General features: G+C 52.1%; 14 protein-coding genes and 2 riboswitches. Of the genes, 12 read left to right on the top strand and 2 right to left on the bottom strand.

Annotated features, from left to right (window positions below):
• The first annotated feature begins 5 nt into the window (after positions 1 to 5).
• The 8 genes from E8L22_RS20005 (at position 6) to E8L22_RS20040 (ending at position 10793) form a co-directional block, all read left to right on the top strand.
• Positions 6 to 1121, top strand: coding sequence for a glycosyltransferase (locus E8L22_RS20005; RefSeq protein ID WP_162604881.1), 1116 nt, complete (start codon positions 6 to 8; stop codon positions 1119 to 1121).
• Positions 1122 to 1239: 118 nt separating this feature from the next.
• Complete coding sequence (locus E8L22_RS20010) at positions 1240 to 2577, top strand: glycosyltransferase (protein WP_162604882.1); 1338 nt, start codon at positions 1240 to 1242, stop codon at positions 2575 to 2577.
• Positions 2578 to 2609: 32 nt separating this feature from the next.
• Complete coding sequence (locus E8L22_RS20015) at positions 2610 to 5177, top strand: oligosaccharide flippase family protein (protein WP_281283007.1); 2568 nt, start codon at positions 2610 to 2612, stop codon at positions 5175 to 5177.
• Between the two features lie 232 nt (positions 5178 to 5409).
• Complete coding sequence (locus E8L22_RS20020; RefSeq protein ID WP_162604884.1) at positions 5410 to 6300, top strand: glycosyltransferase family 4 protein; 891 nt, start codon at positions 5410 to 5412, stop codon at positions 6298 to 6300.
• Positions 6290 to 7531 (top strand): O-antigen ligase family protein, encoded by a 1242-nt coding sequence (locus tag E8L22_RS20025; RefSeq protein ID WP_136526859.1) that lies wholly within the window; start codon positions 6290 to 6292, stop codon positions 7529 to 7531. Before E8L22_RS20020 ends, E8L22_RS20025 begins: the two co-directional genes overlap by 11 nt.
• On the top strand, positions 7521 to 8684 hold the full coding sequence (locus tag E8L22_RS20030) for a glycosyltransferase family 4 protein (RefSeq protein WP_162604885.1): 1164 nt from the start codon (positions 7521 to 7523) through the stop codon (positions 8682 to 8684). The genes E8L22_RS20025 and E8L22_RS20030 overlap by 11 nt, the downstream gene beginning before the upstream one ends.
• Positions 8681 to 9931: a glycosyltransferase family 4 protein gene (locus E8L22_RS20035; protein WP_136526861.1), complete on the top strand. Its 1251-nt coding sequence runs from the start codon at positions 8681 to 8683 to the stop codon at positions 9929 to 9931. The genes E8L22_RS20030 and E8L22_RS20035 overlap by 4 nt, the downstream gene beginning before the upstream one ends.
• A gap of 43 nt (positions 9932 to 9974) precedes the next feature.
• A complete protein-coding gene (locus E8L22_RS20040) occupies positions 9975 to 10793 on the top strand; it encodes a class I SAM-dependent methyltransferase (RefSeq protein WP_162604886.1) in 819 nt (272 codons plus the stop codon).
• 45 nt (positions 10794 to 10838) lie between these two features.
• On the opposite strand, the gene E8L22_RS20045 is transcribed toward E8L22_RS20040, so the two are convergent.
• Together E8L22_RS20045 and E8L22_RS20050 are read right to left on the bottom strand one after the other, a co-directional pair.
• A complete protein-coding gene (locus E8L22_RS20045; protein WP_136526863.1) occupies positions 10839 to 12200 on the bottom strand; it encodes a right-handed parallel beta-helix repeat-containing protein in 1362 nt (453 codons plus the stop codon).
• Positions 12201 to 12301: 101 nt separating this feature from the next.
• Positions 12302 to 14347: an Ig-like domain-containing protein gene (locus tag E8L22_RS20050; RefSeq protein WP_136526864.1), complete on the bottom strand. Its 2046-nt coding sequence runs from the start codon at positions 14345 to 14347 to the stop codon at positions 12302 to 12304.
• Between the two features lie 319 nt (positions 14348 to 14666).
• Between E8L22_RS20050 and E8L22_RS20055 the strand changes: the two genes are divergently transcribed.
• The 4 genes from E8L22_RS20055 to E8L22_RS20070 all read left to right on the top strand — a co-directional run bounded on the left by E8L22_RS20055 (position 14667) and on the right by E8L22_RS20070 (position 18089).
• Positions 14667 to 14954, top strand: coding sequence for a glycosyltransferase (locus E8L22_RS20055; RefSeq protein ID WP_136526865.1), 288 nt, complete (start codon positions 14667 to 14669; stop codon positions 14952 to 14954).
• 14 nt (positions 14955 to 14968) lie between these two features.
• Complete coding sequence (locus E8L22_RS20060) at positions 14969 to 16099, top strand: glycosyltransferase family 2 protein (protein WP_136526866.1); 1131 nt, start codon at positions 14969 to 14971, stop codon at positions 16097 to 16099.
• Positions 16096 to 16716: a YdcF family protein gene (locus E8L22_RS20065; protein WP_136526867.1), complete on the top strand. Its 621-nt coding sequence runs from the start codon at positions 16096 to 16098 to the stop codon at positions 16714 to 16716. The genes E8L22_RS20060 and E8L22_RS20065 overlap by 4 nt, the downstream gene beginning before the upstream one ends.
• Positions 16717 to 16801: 85 nt before the next feature.
• A riboswitch (cyclic di-GMP riboswitch) is annotated at positions 16802 to 16878 on the top strand.
• 71 nt (positions 16879 to 16949) lie between these two features.
• Positions 16950 to 18089 (top strand): Ig-like domain-containing protein, encoded by a 1140-nt coding sequence (locus E8L22_RS20070; RefSeq protein WP_246044819.1) that lies wholly within the window; start codon positions 16950 to 16952, stop codon positions 18087 to 18089.
• A gap of 135 nt (positions 18090 to 18224) precedes the next feature.
• Positions 18225 to 18301, top strand: a riboswitch (cyclic di-GMP riboswitch).
• Positions 18302 to 18359: the final 58 nt, after the last annotated feature.

Genomic DNA, 18359 nt, shown 5'->3' on the forward strand with positions numbered 1-18359 from the left:
GTTCGATGGCGCCGTTACGCATCCTGCACATAACCCACGATCTGGCGATTGGTGGCCTCCAGCAGATGTTGGTAACCCTTTGCCGTACCGCCGATAGGCAGGCTTTCGAGTTTGTAGTTCTCTGCCTCAGGAGCCTCGGTCCTTTGGCTGGTGAACTGGGAACCTTGGGCGTTCCAGTCGTGCTGTTACCACAGCCCGTTTCTCCAGGTACTGATTACCTCTCTTTCCTAAAGGTAGCCAAAATACTAAAGCAATACCCGGTCGATGTCATCCATACTCACAACACCCAGCCTCTCTTAGACGGTACATTGGGGTCTTTACTTAGCCTTGAGAAACATAGAATCATCCACACCGACCATGCTAGAGAGTTTCCTGATAAAGCCCGCTACATGTTTATGGAGTGGTTGATGAGTCACTTTGTGCACAGGGTTGTCGGGGTTTCTACTCATACTACGGCGAACCTGCGTGCATATGAAAAGATCCCAGACTCAAAACTGCTTACTATTGAAAACGGAGTCGATCTAGAGCGCTTCTCATGCGGTGTTGACTGTATTCAGAAAAGAAGTGAATTGGGGATTGCACAGGATACACCGCTCATCGGCGTCATAGCTCGCCTGGAACCGGTGAAGGGTGTTGAGCACCTGCTGCGTGCGATGCCAACGGTGCTAGGAAGGCACCCTAGGCTTACCCTCCTGATAGTGGGAGACGGATCCATAAAAGGTTTTCTGGAGCAGGAGTGCAATCGGCTAGGTATTTCAAAACATGTCGTATTTACAGGGGCACGCGGTGACGTGCCGCAACTGCTCAAGCTGCTTGACGTGTATGTCTTGCCGTCGGAGTCAGAGGGGCTCCCCATCGGTATTCTGGAGGCCATGGCCAGCGGTTGTCCCATCGTTGCCTCGCACGTCGGTGGTGTACCAGATGTTCTGGAGCACATGACCAGTGCTTTGCTGGTACCTCCTGCGGACCCTTTAAGGCTGGCCGAGGCCGTGTCCACCCTCTTGTCCAGCGGCAGTCTGAGGGAAAAGTTCGCTCGTAAAGCAAAATGTGTAGTGATTCAAAAGTTTTCATCTGAGGTTATGACCAATAAATACTGTGAGTTGTACCTAGGGGGACGTTAGTTCGTTCCTCTTCATTTCTTGTGAAAGTAAGTGCACTACTGGTTTTCCCAGCTGTGTCTTCTTCGAATCTACCGTATGATTTACTTCGGTAGAAAGTTAGCAAGGCGGGGCAATGTTTATGAGCGGTATAGGTGGGGCGTTGAAAGCTGATAGCGAGTCTTTGCCGAAAAATGTTTTGATGGTTTGTTACTACTACCCGCCTCTCAAAGACGTGGGGTGCAAGCGCAGTGTCGCGTTATCTGTGTATTGGAAAAAATATGGATGGACCCCCGTGGTCCTCAGTGTCAGAAATCCGGACCGCACCTACTGCTCGATGGGGGGAGGGGATGTCCCTGCCGGTATAGATGTTGTCTATACCTACTCGCTGTTCAACATGTACAAGGTTCTCGGCAAGCTGAACGGTGGCATCTGTAGGCTGCTGAGCCTTACAGGCATCACCCTTAAAAGGAATTATCTATACGACTTTTTTGCCTTTCCTGACATTTTCATAGGCTGGATTCCTCTCGCCATCCTTAGTGGCTGGTTCATAATCCGAAGGAAGAAGGTGGACTTGATCTACGTCTCCTGTTCACCTTTCAGTTCAGGCCTTGTCGGAGTCATCCTCAAAAAACTCACAGGTCTTCCTTTGGTCATAGACTACCGTGACCCCTTTGGTCTGGATATCAGTAGGTACCAGAAAACTGCTTTTGTTACGCCCAACTTTAGAAAGCCCTTTAATAAATGGTATACACAGCAGTTGCTTAAGGCGTGCGACGTCTTTGCCGTGACCACTAAGGAGACGGAACAGCTTTTTGTAGAGCAGTTTCCTGTGGTAAAAGAAAAAATTAAGACGTTCTACAACGGATTTGACGACAATATACTTTCTGAATTGGTAATTGAAGATAAATACAAGAAGTTCACCGTTGTTTACACTGGTAACTTTTATTTTGAGCTCGAATGTGATTTTTTATTTGAAGGATTAAGCATCTTAAAAAAGAATAGCGTTATTTGTTATGACAATTTTGAGATGAGCTTTTACGGCACAGGTAGTGGATTGCAAAAATATATTAAAAAATATGACTTAGAAGATATAGTCATTTTACACGATAGCATTCCGTACGCGGAAGCCTTGCATGTGATAAAACGCTCGCACCTGCAATTGCTAAGGATCGTTCAGCCGATGTTGAGTACCAAGCTTTTTGAAGGCATCGCACTCAATGTCCCGTTCTTAGCCGTCATTCCGCCAGGTGAAGCCGAACGCCTCATTCGGACCTACAACAAAAGCTCCTATTTCGTCACCGACGCTTCGGCCCGGACTGTTGCGGAACGTCTTGAAGCTGCCATGGCAGACGCCAGCCTAGGTGCCACAAAGGGGTATGCAGACCCGGAAACGTTGGCTCTTTTCTCTCGCGAGCGGATTTCTCTGGAATTCAAGACGCTGATCTGCAGAATCCTGCGACAAGGTTATCGAGTATGACGTCTGTCAAGGACAGTCTTTATTGGAACACTATGTTGAGGTTGCCGTTGAAGGTGATCTCTTTCGCCCTGTCGATCGTAGTGGCCAGGCTCTTGAACCCGTCGGATTTCGGCATCATGGCTATCGTGATGATGATTATTGCCTACGCCAACCAGATCACAAACGTTGGCATGAATGAAACCATCGTGCAACAAAACATCACCTGCAGGATGACCATCAATTCCATTTTTACCATGGATCTCGCCGTTTCGGTTATTATGGCCTCGGTTTTCTTTGCATCTGCACGGAAACTTTCCGACTTTTTCAGAGAGCCGCGCTGTGAAATGGCGATCAAGGTGATGTGCGCGTACTTCATTTTGTCGACCTTTTACGGGATTTCCCACGCGATATTGAGGTCCCAGATGAGGTTCAAGGCCCTCGCGACCATAGAATCGCTTCATAACCTCGCGACCGGGGTGCTTTCCCTGGTGCTTGCCTATATGGGGTTCGGGTTCTGGTCGCTAGCTCTTGGCCAGATCGTACCGTTATTTTTATTCACGATCTTACTGTGTGCCGTCTCCAGGTGGCTACCGGTTGTTAGGCTCAGTAATTCACTTCTTAGGCCCATTTGGCGTTTCGGGCTCTGGAACTTTGCCAAAAGTCAGATCAACTTTGCCATCAGGCATATCGATACGCTGGTTATCGGCAGGATGCTCGGCACCTACCCGCTCGGGCTTTACGACAAGGCGCTCAACATCGCAGTAACGCCCTCAGAAAGCATACTCATGAACATAAACTCCGTTATGTTCTCCGCTTTCAGCCGTAGCAGGGCAAACGGTGAGGAACTCAGGCGGCAGTTCGCCAAGGCCTTTTTGCTGACCGCCCTGGTCTCGGGGCCTTTGTACCTCGGCCTGATCGCTGTCTCGGGACACCTCGTTCATATCCTGCTCGGACCACAATGGCAGGAAATGCTTATGCCTTTGCGCATCCTCTGTGCGGCGTTCGTGTTCAAATCCTTCGGAGGGGTTCTCGCCAGCTTTAACATTGGGGTCGGACAATACCGGAGCTATACGCTGCGGCTGCTATTTTCCGGCGTGTCTTTCGCCGGGTTATGTTTTGCGGGGGTGCGATTCGGAATAGAAGGGGTTGCGTGGGCCTACTTTTTCTTCAGCCTGATCGAGTTCCTTCTATCCTTCTCCCTTGCCACCTCATTCCTGAAAGTAAGCATTTATGAAGTCTATTCTTATGTCGAGACGGGGGCGGTTGGTTCATTTATCATGTTTGTGCTGGTACTGCTACTGTCCATGCCCCTCAAAGCAAAAACTGAGCTCAATCTGTTGGTGCTCATCAGTACTGGTTGTGTTGTCTATTGCTCTTACCTTCTCGTTGATAGGAATCCGCAATTCCAGCAGCTACGTTCCGCCCTGTTCTCCGACCTTCGTAAGCTGTTTTCCGCCGTGGCAAGGCCGAAAAAAACATACCTTATTGTTTTGCCATGGGACATTTCGGAAGTGGGTGGAGTGAACGAAGTTGCCTATCAGCTATATCGACAATTGGAAAGGGGGGGGGTGTTCCGGCCGGTAATCTTGATTAATTCATGGTCCTCATTCATCCCTCGTTTTTCCCGCGGGGACGTGCGGACCATTCGGCAACGACTGTACCCGGAAGCTTTCGGAGGCATGAAATTCTCTAGTCGGGTGGCGAAACGCGCAAATGCCGCTATCATCTCCCTGATTTTGCGGCTGTATAATGTCGGCGTAGTCAACGTGCACTTCCCGTGTCTTTCGACGTGCTCTTGCTTCGGTGCTTCCGTTCGCACTCCTCAGGCACCCTTCACCCTGATTATTTCCTTCCATGGCAGAGACATTGACGAGATCGTCAACGCCGGAGAGCCCGAGCGTGCAGCTTGGGAGCGGATTTTGGCTGCCGCTGACGGGGTGACTACCTGTTCGTACTCCTTGAAAGAGAAGGTAATCCAGGGACTGGACCTTCCTTCAGATGCTGTGACTGTCATTCACAATGGCGCCTCTTTGTGCATTGAGGGCTCTATCAGCGAGACTCCCCCCCACTACAGCGACTATATCCTCAGCGTGGGAACTTTCGAGGAAAATAAGGGGCAGGATATTCTGATTTCAGCCTTCGCAAAATCCTTACACCTTACAAAGCACCGTTTGCATTTATTGTTTGTTGGTCGAGACACTCCCTATCTTGAAGTACTCAAACGCCTCGTGCAGAAGGAAGGCCTTACTGAAAAAGTACTTTTTTTTACCAATATCCCCAGAAAGCATATGCCTGGTTTTTACAAGCATGCCCGCTTTTTTATCCTGCCGAGCAGAAAAGAGGCTTTCGGTATCGCCATTTTGGAAGCAGGTTTGTGCGGGCTCCCGGTTATTGCCTCACGGACAGGGGGAGTGCCGGAGATCATAACAGATACAGTGGATGGAAGGCTTTTCTCCGTTGCAGATGAATCCCAGCTCTTGGCTCTTATGCTGCAGTTCATATCAGGAGGTGAGGAGATCGTTATGCTGGGGAGTAACTTAAAGAAAAAGGTGCAGCAAAACTTCACTTGGGAGAGGATGACGGCCGACTTCGTCGCTCTCGCAAAGCCAGCCGTAGGGTGAATGTATGAAAATCCTTTATATCTTCCCTGGCCCAGTATATGGCATGACCTCGGATCACTTCCAACGGAGGTACAGGCTTTTGTCCGAAGTTTTCTCAGGCTACGTCTTGACCGCTTCCAGTTCGCCAGTGGATATTTCCGTCGGCGGTTTTCAGTGCTGCGCCTGTAAGCACATCGATGGTTTCGGAGGACGGCTACGCTTTGTGTTGTTCTGCCTCAGGAAAATCCTGGCCTTGAAAAACATCGATATTGTAGTTGCTTACGACCCTCTTCTCACAGGTGTTATTGGGTACGTGGCTAAGATTATCCTGAATGCTAAGCTTGTTGTCGAACTCAACGGTGTTTATACCTCATCGCATGTTTGGGAAGGAGCTACTAACAAATTGTCTCCTAGGTTTCGCGCCCTTTTATTTCCATTGCTCGCCCAGTTTGTTTTATCACGCGCATGTGGAATAAAACTCACCTATCCTGAACAACTCGAACCTTTTAAAATAAACAGAAAAAATAAAATAATAAGATCTTTTTCCAATTATACTAATACCGAACTGTTTAAAAACATAGAGGAACGAAAAGAAATTCTATTCGTAGGGTTTCCGTTCAAGTTAAAGGGCGTAGATGTACTCATAAAAGCTTTCAAGCGAATATCAGGCCGTCATCCGGATTGGTATTTGAAGATTTTGGGATGGTACCCTGATCCCGTTGAACTTAATGACGAGATTGGCGGACATCCGAGGATAGTTTATCACCCCCCGGTACCTTCGTGCGAGATGCCAGATCATATCGGACGGTGCGGGTTTTTAGTGCTGCCATCACGAACGGAGGCTATGGGGCGGGTTCTGCTGGAGGCGATGTCTGCAGGAAAGGCTCGTATCGGGTCCCGCGTGGATGGTATACCCACTGTTATTGCCGACGGTGTAGATGGAATTTTGGTAGAGCCTTCTGATATAGATGCTCTTGCCGAAAAGATGGAAACCCTGATTGTCTGCCCAGAGGTGAGGTACCAACTCGGTCGTGCCGGGCAGCTTCGTGCAGCAAGAGAATTTTGCTGGGAGGCGTACTTCAAGCATGTCGTCGACTTCTATGACGATGTGAAAAACAACGAGAGGAATTGCATTGAAGGATAACAGCGGTTTCAAAAATAAATGGCTCGTTGCTGTTGCTGTGTATCTGTGCGTTGATCTTGGCAGGCTGCAGGATCTTTTCCCTTTTCTTTCCCATGTCTGGCCCGGTGCACTAATGACGGTGGTCCTGATGGCTTTTCTTGTATCCAGTGGGGATCTGACTGACAGTTTTGTCAAGGGGTTGCCTCAGACTAGAAATATCCTTCTTTTTGTAGTCCTACTATTCTGCTACGTACCTTTCGCTACCGCCCCTCGTGCAGCGTTCAACGCTGCTCTTGGTGTTTCCTTGTTCTTGCCGGTCGTTTTGTCTTGCCTCGTTATCATAGACTCGCGCGAAAAATTCGAAAGTGTATGCAAGTTCTTGTGCCTGCTCTTTCTTTTTATTGGTGTGTTCGCCCTGGCTCATTCAGGTCGTGGTCCAGGCGGTTCGGTGGGTGACGAAAACGACGTTGGGTTGTATCTGGTGAGTTTTCTGCCGTTCACATTTTTCCTGCTCTCACAGGCTACATCCAGAAAAGGGCAGGCCTTGTGGACCCTTTCTGCCATTGTTTCCCTTGCAGCCATTGTTATGACAAAGTCAAGGGGATCACTTGTCGGATTAATCGTCATGGCAGCGGCGTACTGGATTTTTGGGAAACGGAAGCTTTTGCTTATATCCATCACCCTTTTAGTCGCATTGGCCTTCACTTATTTGACTGATGACGACTACAAGGCGAAGATGCTGACGATAACAGCCACCTCGGAGGGGACTGCAAATGAAAGGATCCTTTCTTGGAATGCCGCGTGGAAGATGTTCTTGGACCGACCGTTGGGCGTAGGAGGCAACAATTTCCCTAGGCACTTTTCGGAGTACCAGTCGACCGACCTGCGGCGCGACATGTGGGGAAGGGTTGCCCACTCCCTTTGGTTTACTTTGCTTCCGGAAACTGGAATCATAGGGGCATACCTGTACTTTGCCCTCGTCTATAGGAACTTCAAGGATGTTTTTGCCGTAAAGCGGCGTCATCCTCACGAGGAATTGCAGCAAAGGTTCTATGTGTCCATGTCGAATGCTCTTTTGGCCTCGCTGATAGGATTTTTCGCGGCTGCATCATTTCTTTCTGTTCTTTACTATCCGATTTTCTGGTATCTGACCGCGCTAATTGTGTGTTTGAGAAATATCTCCTTACTGGATGCATCTGTCGCAATTAAAAATTTCACCCCTAATGGCTCACGGAGTGTGGATGGTTTCTAAAGACGCCGACATTGCCGAGACACTGGCCGTCCCCCCCCGCAAGGTCCTTCATCTGCGGAGTTCGGGAGGCGTTTTGGGCGCCGAAAACGTGATCATTGAAGTGGCCAAGCACTCCGATGGATTCGGGTACCACTCGATAGTCGGTACTTTGAACGATGTCAGAGATGCGAAGGCGGAGTTCATGTTGACGGCAAAGGAGCTTGGCCTTTCAACGATCGGTTTCAAATGCAAAGGTAAGTTGGATCTCGCCTGTGCCTTAGGGATCAGGCGGTTTGTCGCCAGCTCTAATATCGATCTCGTCCATTGTCACGGATACAAGGAAGATTTTTACGCTATCCTCAGCAGGATCGATGTCCCTATGATCGCGACGAACCACCTGTGGAAGACCACATCCGTGTCGTTGCGAATTTATAAAGCCCTGGACCTCAGATTGCTGCGTATGTTTGATCTGGTAACAGGTGTTTCTGATGAAATTGTCACCGAGATGAGGGAGGTAGGAATCACGGGTGCAGTGAAGGTCTCTAATGGCGTTGATGTCGCCGCCTTCAATATTGACACAAAGCCAAGTGACTTGGCGAGTGAATTAGGCATTAATTCTGGCTGCACCGTTTTGGGCATGATTTCGAGCCTCACCCCTGAAAAGAACCATGAACTAGCTCTTCAGGCGTTATCAAGAATTGGTAGTGAAGATGTCAAGCTTCTCATAGTCGGCGATGGCCCTCTTGATAGTGTTCTGAAGGCACGTGTTTCACAGGCCGGATTAGGATCAAGAGTGCTTTTCCTCGGAAGGCGCAGTGATGTTCGGAAAATACTTTCCCTGATCGATATATTTCTTCTCCCGTCGTTGCAGGAAGGGTTGCCGATGGCCCTTTTGGAGGCGATGGCTTGTGGGAAGGCTGTCATTGCCTCTAAAGTGGGTGATGCCAAAAAACTTGTCACATCTGGTACCAACGGTTTGCTGGTACACTCCTGTGATACGGACGGGCTTGTTGCAGCAATAGAGACTTTGCTGGCAAATCCATCCATGGTTGCCGCGCTTGGGCGACAGGCAAGGAGAACCGTGGTCGAACAGTTCAGCTCGCGCCGAATGACAGCCCAGTACTGTGAACTCTACGACCGGTTGCTTGGCCCTAAACAGAGGGGTAATCAGTGAGAATTCTTTGGCTTTCACACCTGATCCCTTATCCGCCCAAAGCAGGGGTTCTCTTGCGCAGCTACAATCTGTTGTTGCAGCTAGCAAGAGTCCATGATGTGGATTTGCTATCCTTTGTTCAAATGGGATATCTTGAGACTTTTTATCCCTCCTACGAGTCCGGAATAGCGGACACGCGCCAAGCCCTCTCAGCATTTTGCAAACATGTGGAGTTTATCCCCATCCCGTCGGAGCAGCGTCCACTGGGTAAATATTTCCTTGCCGCAAAAAGCCTTTTTACTAAGAAACCGTATTCCATCAACTGGCTCAGCTCTCCGTTGTACTCAAAGTCCCTCTCACGCCTTGTTGCGGAAAACCGTTATGATATCATACATTTTGATACCATAAGTTTGGCGCCATACCGCTTGTTTTGCCCAAGCGTTAAGACTGTGTTGGATCACCACAATATAGAATCACATATGATGTTAAGAAGGGCGGAGAACGCACATCTGCTGGCACGGCCCTATTACTGGCAGGAGGGGCTTCGCCTTCGATCATACGAAAGAAAAGTTTGTTCCCACTTCGATCTTCATATCACCTGTTCCGAACTTGATGCCCAGAGGCTTCTCAAGGTTGACCCGGGCCTTTCTGTAAAAGTGATGCCAAACGGCGTCGATCCTTTGTACTTTTGTCCAGCAGGGCGCAATACCGCTGACAAGACAGTGATATTCGTGGGGTCTATGAACTGGTACCCGAATGTAGAGGCAATGCGCTATTTCATAAGCGCTGTATGGCCGGCGCTCAAGCGTGAGGTTCCTGATGCCAAGCTTCACGTTGTTGGGGCGCATCCGCCCCGATCGCTATTAGACCTTGCCCAATTAGATCCATCCATCACATTTTTTGGATTTGTGAGTGATGTCCGGCCGTACCTTGAAGAAGCCACCGTCTACGTCTGCCCCATTACTGATGGCGGAGGGACTAAACTGAAGTTGCTTGATGCTTTTGCCATGGGGAAGGCGGTTGTAGCTCACCCCATCGCCTGTGAGGGCATCAATGCCAAACATGGTGAAAGCATCATGTTGGCAACAACTGCTGAGGAGTTCGTTTCGAGAATACGTGAGCTTTTCGCCGATGCGAGTTTGAGAGGTGTTATTGGAGGGAATGCCAGAAAATTGGTGCTTTCCCAATACGCCTATGACTCGATCGGAAGGGATTTGTGCGAGAGCTATGAACGGCTCTGCGGCCTGGGGAGTGAGATTAAGAGATGACGCCTGCGTGAAGATGGCTGGCTTGTTTGCAGGGGAGGGGCGTATGAGCAGGCAAAAGGTGACTGAATTCTTTGACCAAAATGTGGGGGACTATCAGTCCAAGCATTACGGGGAATCCGTAAGAACCTTCATGACAGTGCGGCTGGAAGCTGTGCTTCAGAATGTTGATCGGCTGTCCTTGTCTCGGGGCGCCAAAGTTCTGGACGCAGGTTGCGGCCCTGGAGCGTTGGTGGAAGCCCTGGCACGGCGCGGGCTCGGGGTCTCCGGGCTAGATGTCTCTGAGAATATGCTTGTCCGTACGGCTGAAAGGATGGAGTCCTTAGGAGAAGCCTACTCGGTATCGCTGAAACAAGGAAGCATAGACTCTTTGCCCTACAGCGACGACTCGTTCGACCTTGTCTGCTCAACCGGGGTCATCGAATACCTGGACACCGACCAGTTGGTTTTGCAGGAAATGTACAGAGTCCTGCGTCCGGGCGGGTTCCTTCTGATTTCAGTAACGAATGCATGGTCTCCAGTCAATTCCCTCGACTTCATCGTTGAATTCCTGAAAAGAAGGCATACGTTCTTACGTTGCTTTAACCACATCTGGACTCGGTTGGGAAAAGAACCGGTGCTGCCGAGAAGTTTCAGAGTCCGTCGTCATAGGCCGAGCCGATTCAGAAAAAGTCTGAGGCAGGCGGGCTTCGAAGTTTTGGCGGCGGAGTTTTTCCACTTCATGCCTTGGCCACGGCCTCTGGACAAGTTTTTCCCGAAAGCTACCACGAGGCTCGGGGATAAACTGGAACAACTGTGTAAAACCAATATTGCATTCCTAGGTGAAGGATACCTCGTACTTTGTACCAAACAAAAATCCAAATAAGCTTGCCTCACTTCTCTCGTTGAAGCTTACACACTTGGTTGCCCGTCACTGTACTGTAGTGATTCCAAGGTTTCTGGGAGGAATAACTGAGACTCCAATTACCTCCGTGCCCGTTAGATATGCCCCCATCACGCTGCCGTTGATGCCGTTTGACGGGTATGACTTACGTTTATAGTCGGAAGCTTTGTTTCCTCCTGGGTTTACGAATCCTGGATCTGTAGTGACGCTGTTGAGATCATATTTGCACGTGGTTTGCCAATTGCCCAAAGTTGTTGCCGTACATACTGTGTCATAAACCCTTGCAGAATATTTCCCCGAACTATAATAATTGTTGAAGTCGAGTTGGCCCGGGTTAGCTGCTGAGTATGTCCAAATTACACTCTGCTGCGGACTTCCGGCAACTATGTTGTTATAAAATGACCATGTCGTGGTTAATTTCGTACCGACACCCATGGCTCCGATGGTTTGACCATAAAAAGTATTATTGTAAATCTTGGCACTGTTGCCAGCATTCTGACTGGTGTCGAGAGAAATTCCGTAACCGCCGCCTATTACTATGTTCTGATAAATTGACAGGCTAGTCACAAGACCATTGTAGTTCTGCACATAAAAGTTTGCATTCGTTGAGAGGTTTGCCAGGGGACCGAGAAGGTTGTTGTTGTAAACGTCGCTGTCGCTCTTGTATTTGGAATAAATGTTCTCAGTATTGTTGTAAAAAGTATTATTGAAAAAGTGGTTTCCAACAGAATTGCAAGTCCATATTCCAGCGGTGTTATGGTTGTTGTTTGGATCGATGTAACCGTGTATATAGTTGTTATTGACTGAACAATAACTGCTGTCGAGGACTATTACACCTGCAACGTTATTGCCACTGTTTGAAAAGGTGCCCCCTATTAATTCACAATTTTGTATCGTGATGTAATTGGAATTGTCGATCTGTACTAGTGCAGCAGTACTCGAGTTCTGAGTTGTTACGATAAAACCATCCCATGTTACATACGTCTTGTTGTAAGCACCTATAATGGCTGCCGTTTGCGTTCCGGTATAGGGTGTGCCTTGTAAAATTGCGCCAAAGGGTACCAGGCTCTTGAACACAATGGGAGCACCTGCAGTTCCGGAATTGGATGGGTTCAGTATTGGTATGTGGTAGTTTGAACTCTGCATACCAGTTGCATAGGTTCCTGGGAAGAAGTATACAGTGTCGCCTGCTGCTGCGTTGGCCATCGCGGTTGAAACCGAGCAGGGGGTGGATTGGCTGACGGAGAGAGCCCAGGTCGCTGAGCCTGTCGGTGCAACGTAGTGGTCAGCTGCCGATGCAGAGAGAACCGATGAGAACAGAGTCATATGGGCTATAATTGCAAACGTAATGAATGCCTTACCGTTTATCAAGTTGTGTGTTTTTTCCATCTCAGTTCTCCTTAAAAGTTGAAGGCGCGGCTCAACTCATTCCAGCTTTTTGTGACTGAAAGCCGCGATAATTACGCCTTCTGCACAGCCGCCGCTGGATGTCATTTCTTCCGGTTCTTCACTGTCACATACACGTTGGATGCCTGCTTTTGATTTCCCGCTGCATCGTAGGCTATTGCCGTGACGGCATACACACTGTTGTTTGTCATTTTTGTCGTGTCCCAGGCATAATTGTAAGGGGCAGTGGTTAGACTCGTCATGAGTTGTCCGCCGACATAAATATTGACCTTCGTGACACCGACGTTGTCGCTGGCGCTCGCGCTGATTGCCACTGTCCCGCTCACCGTACTGTTGTTGCTTGGCGATGTTATGGAAACCGTCGGGGCTATGGTGTCTGGGACCGCGTTTGATACGTTGACGGAACTGCTTTGGGATACGGATACGTTGCCCGCTGCATCGTAGGCCTTGGCCGTCAGCGTGTAACTGCCGTTCGTCACCGTCTTAGTATCCCAGTTGTAACTGTAGGGTGCGGTGGCGACGGTGGCTTGCAACACGTTGTTCCTGTAGAACTCCACCTTGCTCACACCCACGTTGTCGCTTGCGTTTGCGGTTACCGCGACGGTGCCGCTCACCGTGGAGCCGGAAAGCGGGGAGGCAAGGCTCACGCTCGGGGCGGTGAGGTCGTTCGATACGTTGATGGTGAGCGCTTGTGACAACCCCAGATTGCCGGCGGCATCGTACGCCTTAGCCGTCAAGGTGTAGACCCCGTTAGCGACATTTTTACTGTTCCAGGCATACGCATAGGGGGACATGTTGGTGGCGGAGAGAAGTACGTTGTTCAAGTAGAACTCCACTCTGCTCACCCCCACGTTGTCGCTTGCGCTGGCGGCGATGTTCACGGAACCGCTCACGGTCATGTTGTTCCCCGGGGAGGTGAGGGAGACGGTGGGCGCGGTAAGGTCGTTCGCCACGTTCACCGTGACACTCTGGGACTGCCCGATGTTTCCCGCTGCGTCGTAGGCCTTGGTCATCAGGGTGTAGCTTCCAGGGGTAAGACCACTGGTATTCCAGGAGTAGACGTAAGGGGTGGAGGGGACGGTCGCCTTTAGCGCACCGTTCACGTAGAATTCCACCTTGGCTACCCCCACGTTGTCGGTGGCATCGGCAGTAACCGATACGGTGCCCGCCACGGTGGTCGAAGCTGAAGGGTAGGTGATGGTGGTCGTCGGCGGCTGCATCTCGGCAACAGTGACCACGTTCGAGTAGGCACTTTCGTCGCCCGCTGAATCGTACGCGGTGACGGCAAAACTGTAGGAGTGAGAAGGGTCGAGGTTTGATATGGTGGCGTTGGTGAGGCTTTGCACGTCGATAGGCGCGGGCCCCTGGAAGGGCTGAGTCGCAGAGTCGGCCTGATAATACAGCTTGTAGCCCACTACGTTGGTGTCCGGTGAGGGGTCCCATTGGAGGGACACGGAGGAGGCGGAGGCGGCACTGCTCATGCCCATGGCCATGATGGCGGCAACGACGGCGTTGACGCACATCTTCTGCAGGCGTACCGCGCGGTTGACCTCGCTCCTGCGCACGTACCCCTCGGCGACCAGGATGTCACCGAGCTTCCTGCCGCTGTCCCCCTGTTTGGCGAGTGCTCGCCCCAACTGTTCGCGGGTGATGTGGCCGGTGGCGACGAGCAATTCACCCAGTCTAAGTGGGGTTTCTGCCGGGGCCTGCTGGTTCTTCTGCCAGTCGAGAAGCCCCTTAAGCTGCAGCTCCGTGAGCATCCCCAGGCGCATGAAAACTTCGCCTAGGCGTTCACCGCTCCTTTTTTGCTCGGAGATCGCTTCATCGAGCTGCTGTTCTGTTATCCTCCCCGACTTTACCAGCAGTGCGCCCAGAAGCTGCCGGTCGCCTGCAGCCAGCTTGACAGCATCCTCGATCTGGTTCAAGTGCTGCTGGATGGAGAGCGGGGCTGCCACGTCTTCAGGCCTTAAGACCCCCATCCTGACCAGTACGCCTCCAAGCAGCTCGTGAGTGGTTTTTTGCTCACGTAGGGCTCTATCCAGGTCCCTTTTGGACACGAACTTGCCGTCAAGCAGTATCTGCCCGAGGGCCCGTCTGGAAATCCTTTGAAACAGGTTAGGGCTCTGCATTATCAACTCCTTTCTGCAGGCAAGCGTACTGTCCCGCTCTGCAGTGCCATTTCGTCAGACTACAGCCTGACAGTGCTGCGATATCGCCATGCTCAGTCAGTGGGATCAGGTGCTTGCTGGGGCTGAAGGAGGAGGCTTGCGTCAAGTTTAAATGCTTTCTGCCCACCTGCAATGGTATTATCTTTTATATTTTGTTTCGATTTGTCAAGGTATTAGCGGTGTGAAGGGTCTAAGCTAAGCACGCTATGACTATCAGGGTGCGCCTGTGCCTTGGCTTGATTCAGATTGCATAATTTCCCCTGTCGATTATATTTCCCGCATGATGAAGGCGTGCCACATAATCCTCGAGGCTTTGGCCTGCGGTGTGCCGGTCGTGGCCCCGGCTGTCGGTGGGATCGGCGAGATACTCGCCGACGGCGTGGAGGGGTACCTGGTCAAGGAAAGAGAGCCCGCCGCCTTCGCCAGACGCTGCATCGAACTAGTTGACGACGTCCGACTGCGGCAAGACATGTCCCGGGCGGCGCACCGGAAGGTCCTGGCGCGGTTTTCTGCGGAAAAGATGGCGCAGGACTACCTTCAGGTCTACCGGGAACTCCTGGCGGGCTGACACCGGAGCACACTATGCCCATTCTTTTGTTTTTATTCATATTTCTCGTCTTTTGGGCCTACTTCGGTTACCCCCTCTCCCTGTATCTCCTCAGCTACCTTCGGTGTCGCAATGTGGCGAAGGTACCCATCACACCGTCGGTGACCTTCATCATTACCGCATTCAACGAGGAAAAGCGTATCCGTGAGAAGCTCGAGAACACGGTGGCGCTAGACTATCCCCCGGAGCTGTTGCAGGTGGTGGTGGCTTCCGACGGCTCTACCGACCGCACCAACGACATAGTCAGGGAGTACCAAGGCCGGGGTGTCGTCCTTTTGGAGGTGAAAGATCGCGGCGGCAAGGAGAATGCCCAGAAGGAGGCGGTAGCCATCGCCCGTGGTGACATCCTGGTCTTTTCCGATACCGCTACCATCATCGAGCCTGAAAGCCTGTACCGTATTACGGCCAATTTCGCCGACCCGTCGATCGGCTGCGTGAGCAGTGTGGACCGGGTCGTGGGGCGGGATGGAAAGCCGTGCGGTGAGGGGGCCTACGTGCGCTACGAGATGTGGCTCCGCGACCTGGAGGGGAGGGTGAATTCCCTTGTTGGCCTGAGCGGCTCTTTCTTCGCAGCAAGAAAGGAGGTATGCCGCGACTTCTCCCCAAACATGCAGAGCGATTTCAGAACCCTTTTGAACAGCATGAGGCTCGGTCTGCGCGGAGTGGGGGACCCCGAGGTGGTCGGACTGTACCAGGACGTGGCGGACAGCAGCCGCGAGTTCGACCGCAAGGTCAGGACGGTCCTTCGGGGAATCACAGTCTTTTTCAAAAATCTGGAATTTCTGAACCCGTTTAGCTATGGCCTCTTCGCTTACCAGTTTTGCTGCCACAAGCTGCTGCGCTGGCTGGTACCCTTTTTCCTGACGGCGGCACTGCTGATCAACGCCTTTCTTGCGCCTTTCTCACCGCTGTATCTTTTCCTATTCCTTCTCCAGTGCAGCTTCTACCTCCTGGCCGTTGCCGGATGGAAAAGGCCCTCCCTAGCCCGGAGTCTTGCCGTAAAACTTCCCCTTTATTTTGCCACTGTGAACGTGGCCATCGCCGTCGCCTGGATGCGCTATCTGCGCGGTAATCGCCTGGTGATGTGGACCCCGTCAGAGAGATGAAGCCGCCACGCCTGAAACTCCTAGCCGCACTTTTCTGCGGATTTCTGATCTTTGTGGTCATCCCCTCGTTTACCGAGGTACGGACTCTTCTCGCCGCACCCCTGTTCATCACCGAAACGGCAGCGTCTGGCGATGCCTGCTATGTGCTTGCCGGCGGGGAGACCATCTGGGAGCGACTGAACGCCGCCGCCGACCTGGTGCACCTGGGGAGGGTGCCGAGCATCTACCTGATGGACAACCCTGCCCGGGACCAGTACAACGTGCGGGAGGGACGCTCATGGAGCAGGGGGCGCTGGTACGTCGATTACCTCGGCTGGCGCGGAGTGCCGGCTGAGCGGATCAGGGTCATCCCGGCTGCTGAAGGCTTCTTCGGCACGCGCACGGAGGCTGCGAACTTAGCCTCACATCTTGATGCCGGAGTCCGCCAGGTGGTGATCGTGAGCTCGGCTCCGCACATGCGGCGGGCGCTTATGGCTTTCCGGAATGCCCTTCCGGCAACGGTAGCTGTTGTTCCATTCGCGGCCACTGAACTGCGCAGCAGTCAGGAACTCTGCCATCCCCTGTGGATCGAATACGTGAAGTTGGCGGTATACAGCGTGATGTCCTGGTGGAGGTAGCGCTGCAAGCACGATCTGTAATAAATGTGATCTGAATCACTGCGTCGGCTGTTAAATTTGTTTAAAGAAGGGAGCACAATTAGGTACACGACAATACTAAACCATCCGCGAGGGTGGGACGGAAAGCCTATAGGGTCTCTCTGAGACAGCCGGGTCGCCGAAATGCCTGCACTACAGGTCGGTGCCCGGTTTTTTTGTGTCTTGAGCACGGGCTCCACCTCTTGTGGAGGTCAGTGTTGAAAACCAAGCGCGTTCTGCAGCTCCTTCTCCCCCTTCTTTTGATTCCTGCCGCAGCTTTTCCCTCAACGGTGAGCCTTCAGTGGGACCCTTCCACCGATCCTGATCTCGCCGGTTACCGTGTTTACTACCAGGCCAACTCCTCGGCATTCCCCTTTGCCGGCAGCGGTGCAGTCGAAGGGGCGGCCCCAGTGAACGTCGCTGACAGCACCACCGCTTCCATCAGCGGCCTCGACCCGGGTATCTCCTACTATTTCGCGGTCACCGCCTACAACTCGAGCGGCGCGGAAAGTGCCTACTCCAATATTGTCCAGGTAAAAGAGATGGTCCCTCCTGTGGTGGATATCGCCGTCTCGTCCGCAACTACCACACTGAGCGGTACGGTTTCCGTAGGTGTCGACGCTCAGGACAACATCGGCGTCACGAAGGTGGAGCTCTACGTGGACAACACGCTGCTGGGAGCGGGGAGCACGGCTCCCTGTACGTTCAACTGGCAGACCGCCTCGATGCCCCCGGGACAGTACACCCTTTCTGCCAAGGCCTACGATGCCGCCGGCAACGTGGGGACCACGGAAAAGGTCGTCTACGTAGCCGGTGACACGTCAGTCCCGACGGTCACCATTTCGGCTCCCGCCAACAACAAGCAAGTGAGCGGCACCGTCACCGTGACGGCCGGCGCCACCGATAACATCGGCGTTACATCTTTCGCCCTTTACGACAACTCAAGCCTCATATACGCAGCGAACCAGGGCGCTATAAGCTATAACTGGAACACGGTAGCCGCCGGTAACGGGAGTCACACCCTGGTTGCCATTGCCTCCGATGCCGCCGGAAATGCAGGTTCCGCCAGCGTGACCGTAAACGTCGCCAACGATGTCGTTGCTCCGACTGTCAACCTGGTCCTGCCTTCCTCTTCTAATCTCAAAAATGCCAACCTGAAGGTGGCGGCGTCGGCCCAGGACAACGTGGCCGTAGTCCGGATGGAGGTCTACCTGGACGGGGTCTTTCTGTTGGGGACCAACTCCGGTGCCATCAGCGCCACGACCAAGGTGGGCGTCGGATCCCATACCGTCACGGTCGCGGCCTATGACGCCGCCGGGAACAAGGGGACCAAGGCGATCAGCGTGTCGCGGTAGTGCCAGCGCGGCTGCGCGGCTAAAGGCGCGGTTTTTAGCCGCTTTCTTCAAAAAAAGTGTTGCTTTCCTCTTATGAATCAAATACTATCCCCTCCCGATGGAAGGGTTTCCCATCCAGCTAAAATGAATACAGGTACACGATAATACTAAACCATCCGCGAGGGTGGGACGGAAAGCCTACAGGGTCTCTCTGAGACAGCCGGGTCGCCGAAATGCCAAGTACTGGTGTCGCGGTCCCGGCTTTTTTCATTTCCACTATCACTCCCTTCC

Source organism: Geomonas ferrireducens, from assembly GCF_004917065.1.
Lineage (GTDB): Bacteria > Desulfobacterota > Desulfuromonadia > Geobacterales > Geobacteraceae > Geomonas > Geomonas ferrireducens.

Coding starts and splice junctions, on each gene's coding strand:
- E8L22_RS20005 (WP_162604881.1), top strand. CDS start 6: ATGGCGCCGTTACGCATCCTGCACATAACCCACGATCTGGCGATTGGT.
- E8L22_RS20010 (WP_162604882.1), top strand. CDS start 1,240: ATGAGCGGTATAGGTGGGGCGTTGAAAGCTGATAGCGAGTCTTTGCCG.
- E8L22_RS20015 (WP_281283007.1), top strand. CDS start 2,610: ATGTTGAGGTTGCCGTTGAAGGTGATCTCTTTCGCCCTGTCGATCGTA.
- E8L22_RS20030 (WP_162604885.1), top strand. CDS start 7,521: ATGGTTTCTAAAGACGCCGACATTGCCGAGACACTGGCCGTCCCCCCC.
- E8L22_RS20040 (WP_162604886.1), top strand. CDS start 9,975: ATGAGCAGGCAAAAGGTGACTGAATTCTTTGACCAAAATGTGGGGGAC.
- E8L22_RS20045 (WP_136526863.1), bottom strand. CDS start 12,200: ATGGAAAAAACACACAACTTGATAAACGGTAAGGCATTCATTACGTTT.
- E8L22_RS20050 (WP_136526864.1), bottom strand. CDS start 14,347: ATGCAGAGCCCTAACCTGTTTCAAAGGATTTCCAGACGGGCCCTCGGG.
- E8L22_RS20055 (WP_136526865.1), top strand. CDS start 14,667: ATGATGAAGGCGTGCCACATAATCCTCGAGGCTTTGGCCTGCGGTGTG.
- E8L22_RS20060 (WP_136526866.1), top strand. CDS start 14,969: ATGCCCATTCTTTTGTTTTTATTCATATTTCTCGTCTTTTGGGCCTAC.
- E8L22_RS20065 (WP_136526867.1), top strand. CDS start 16,096: ATGAAGCCGCCACGCCTGAAACTCCTAGCCGCACTTTTCTGCGGATTT.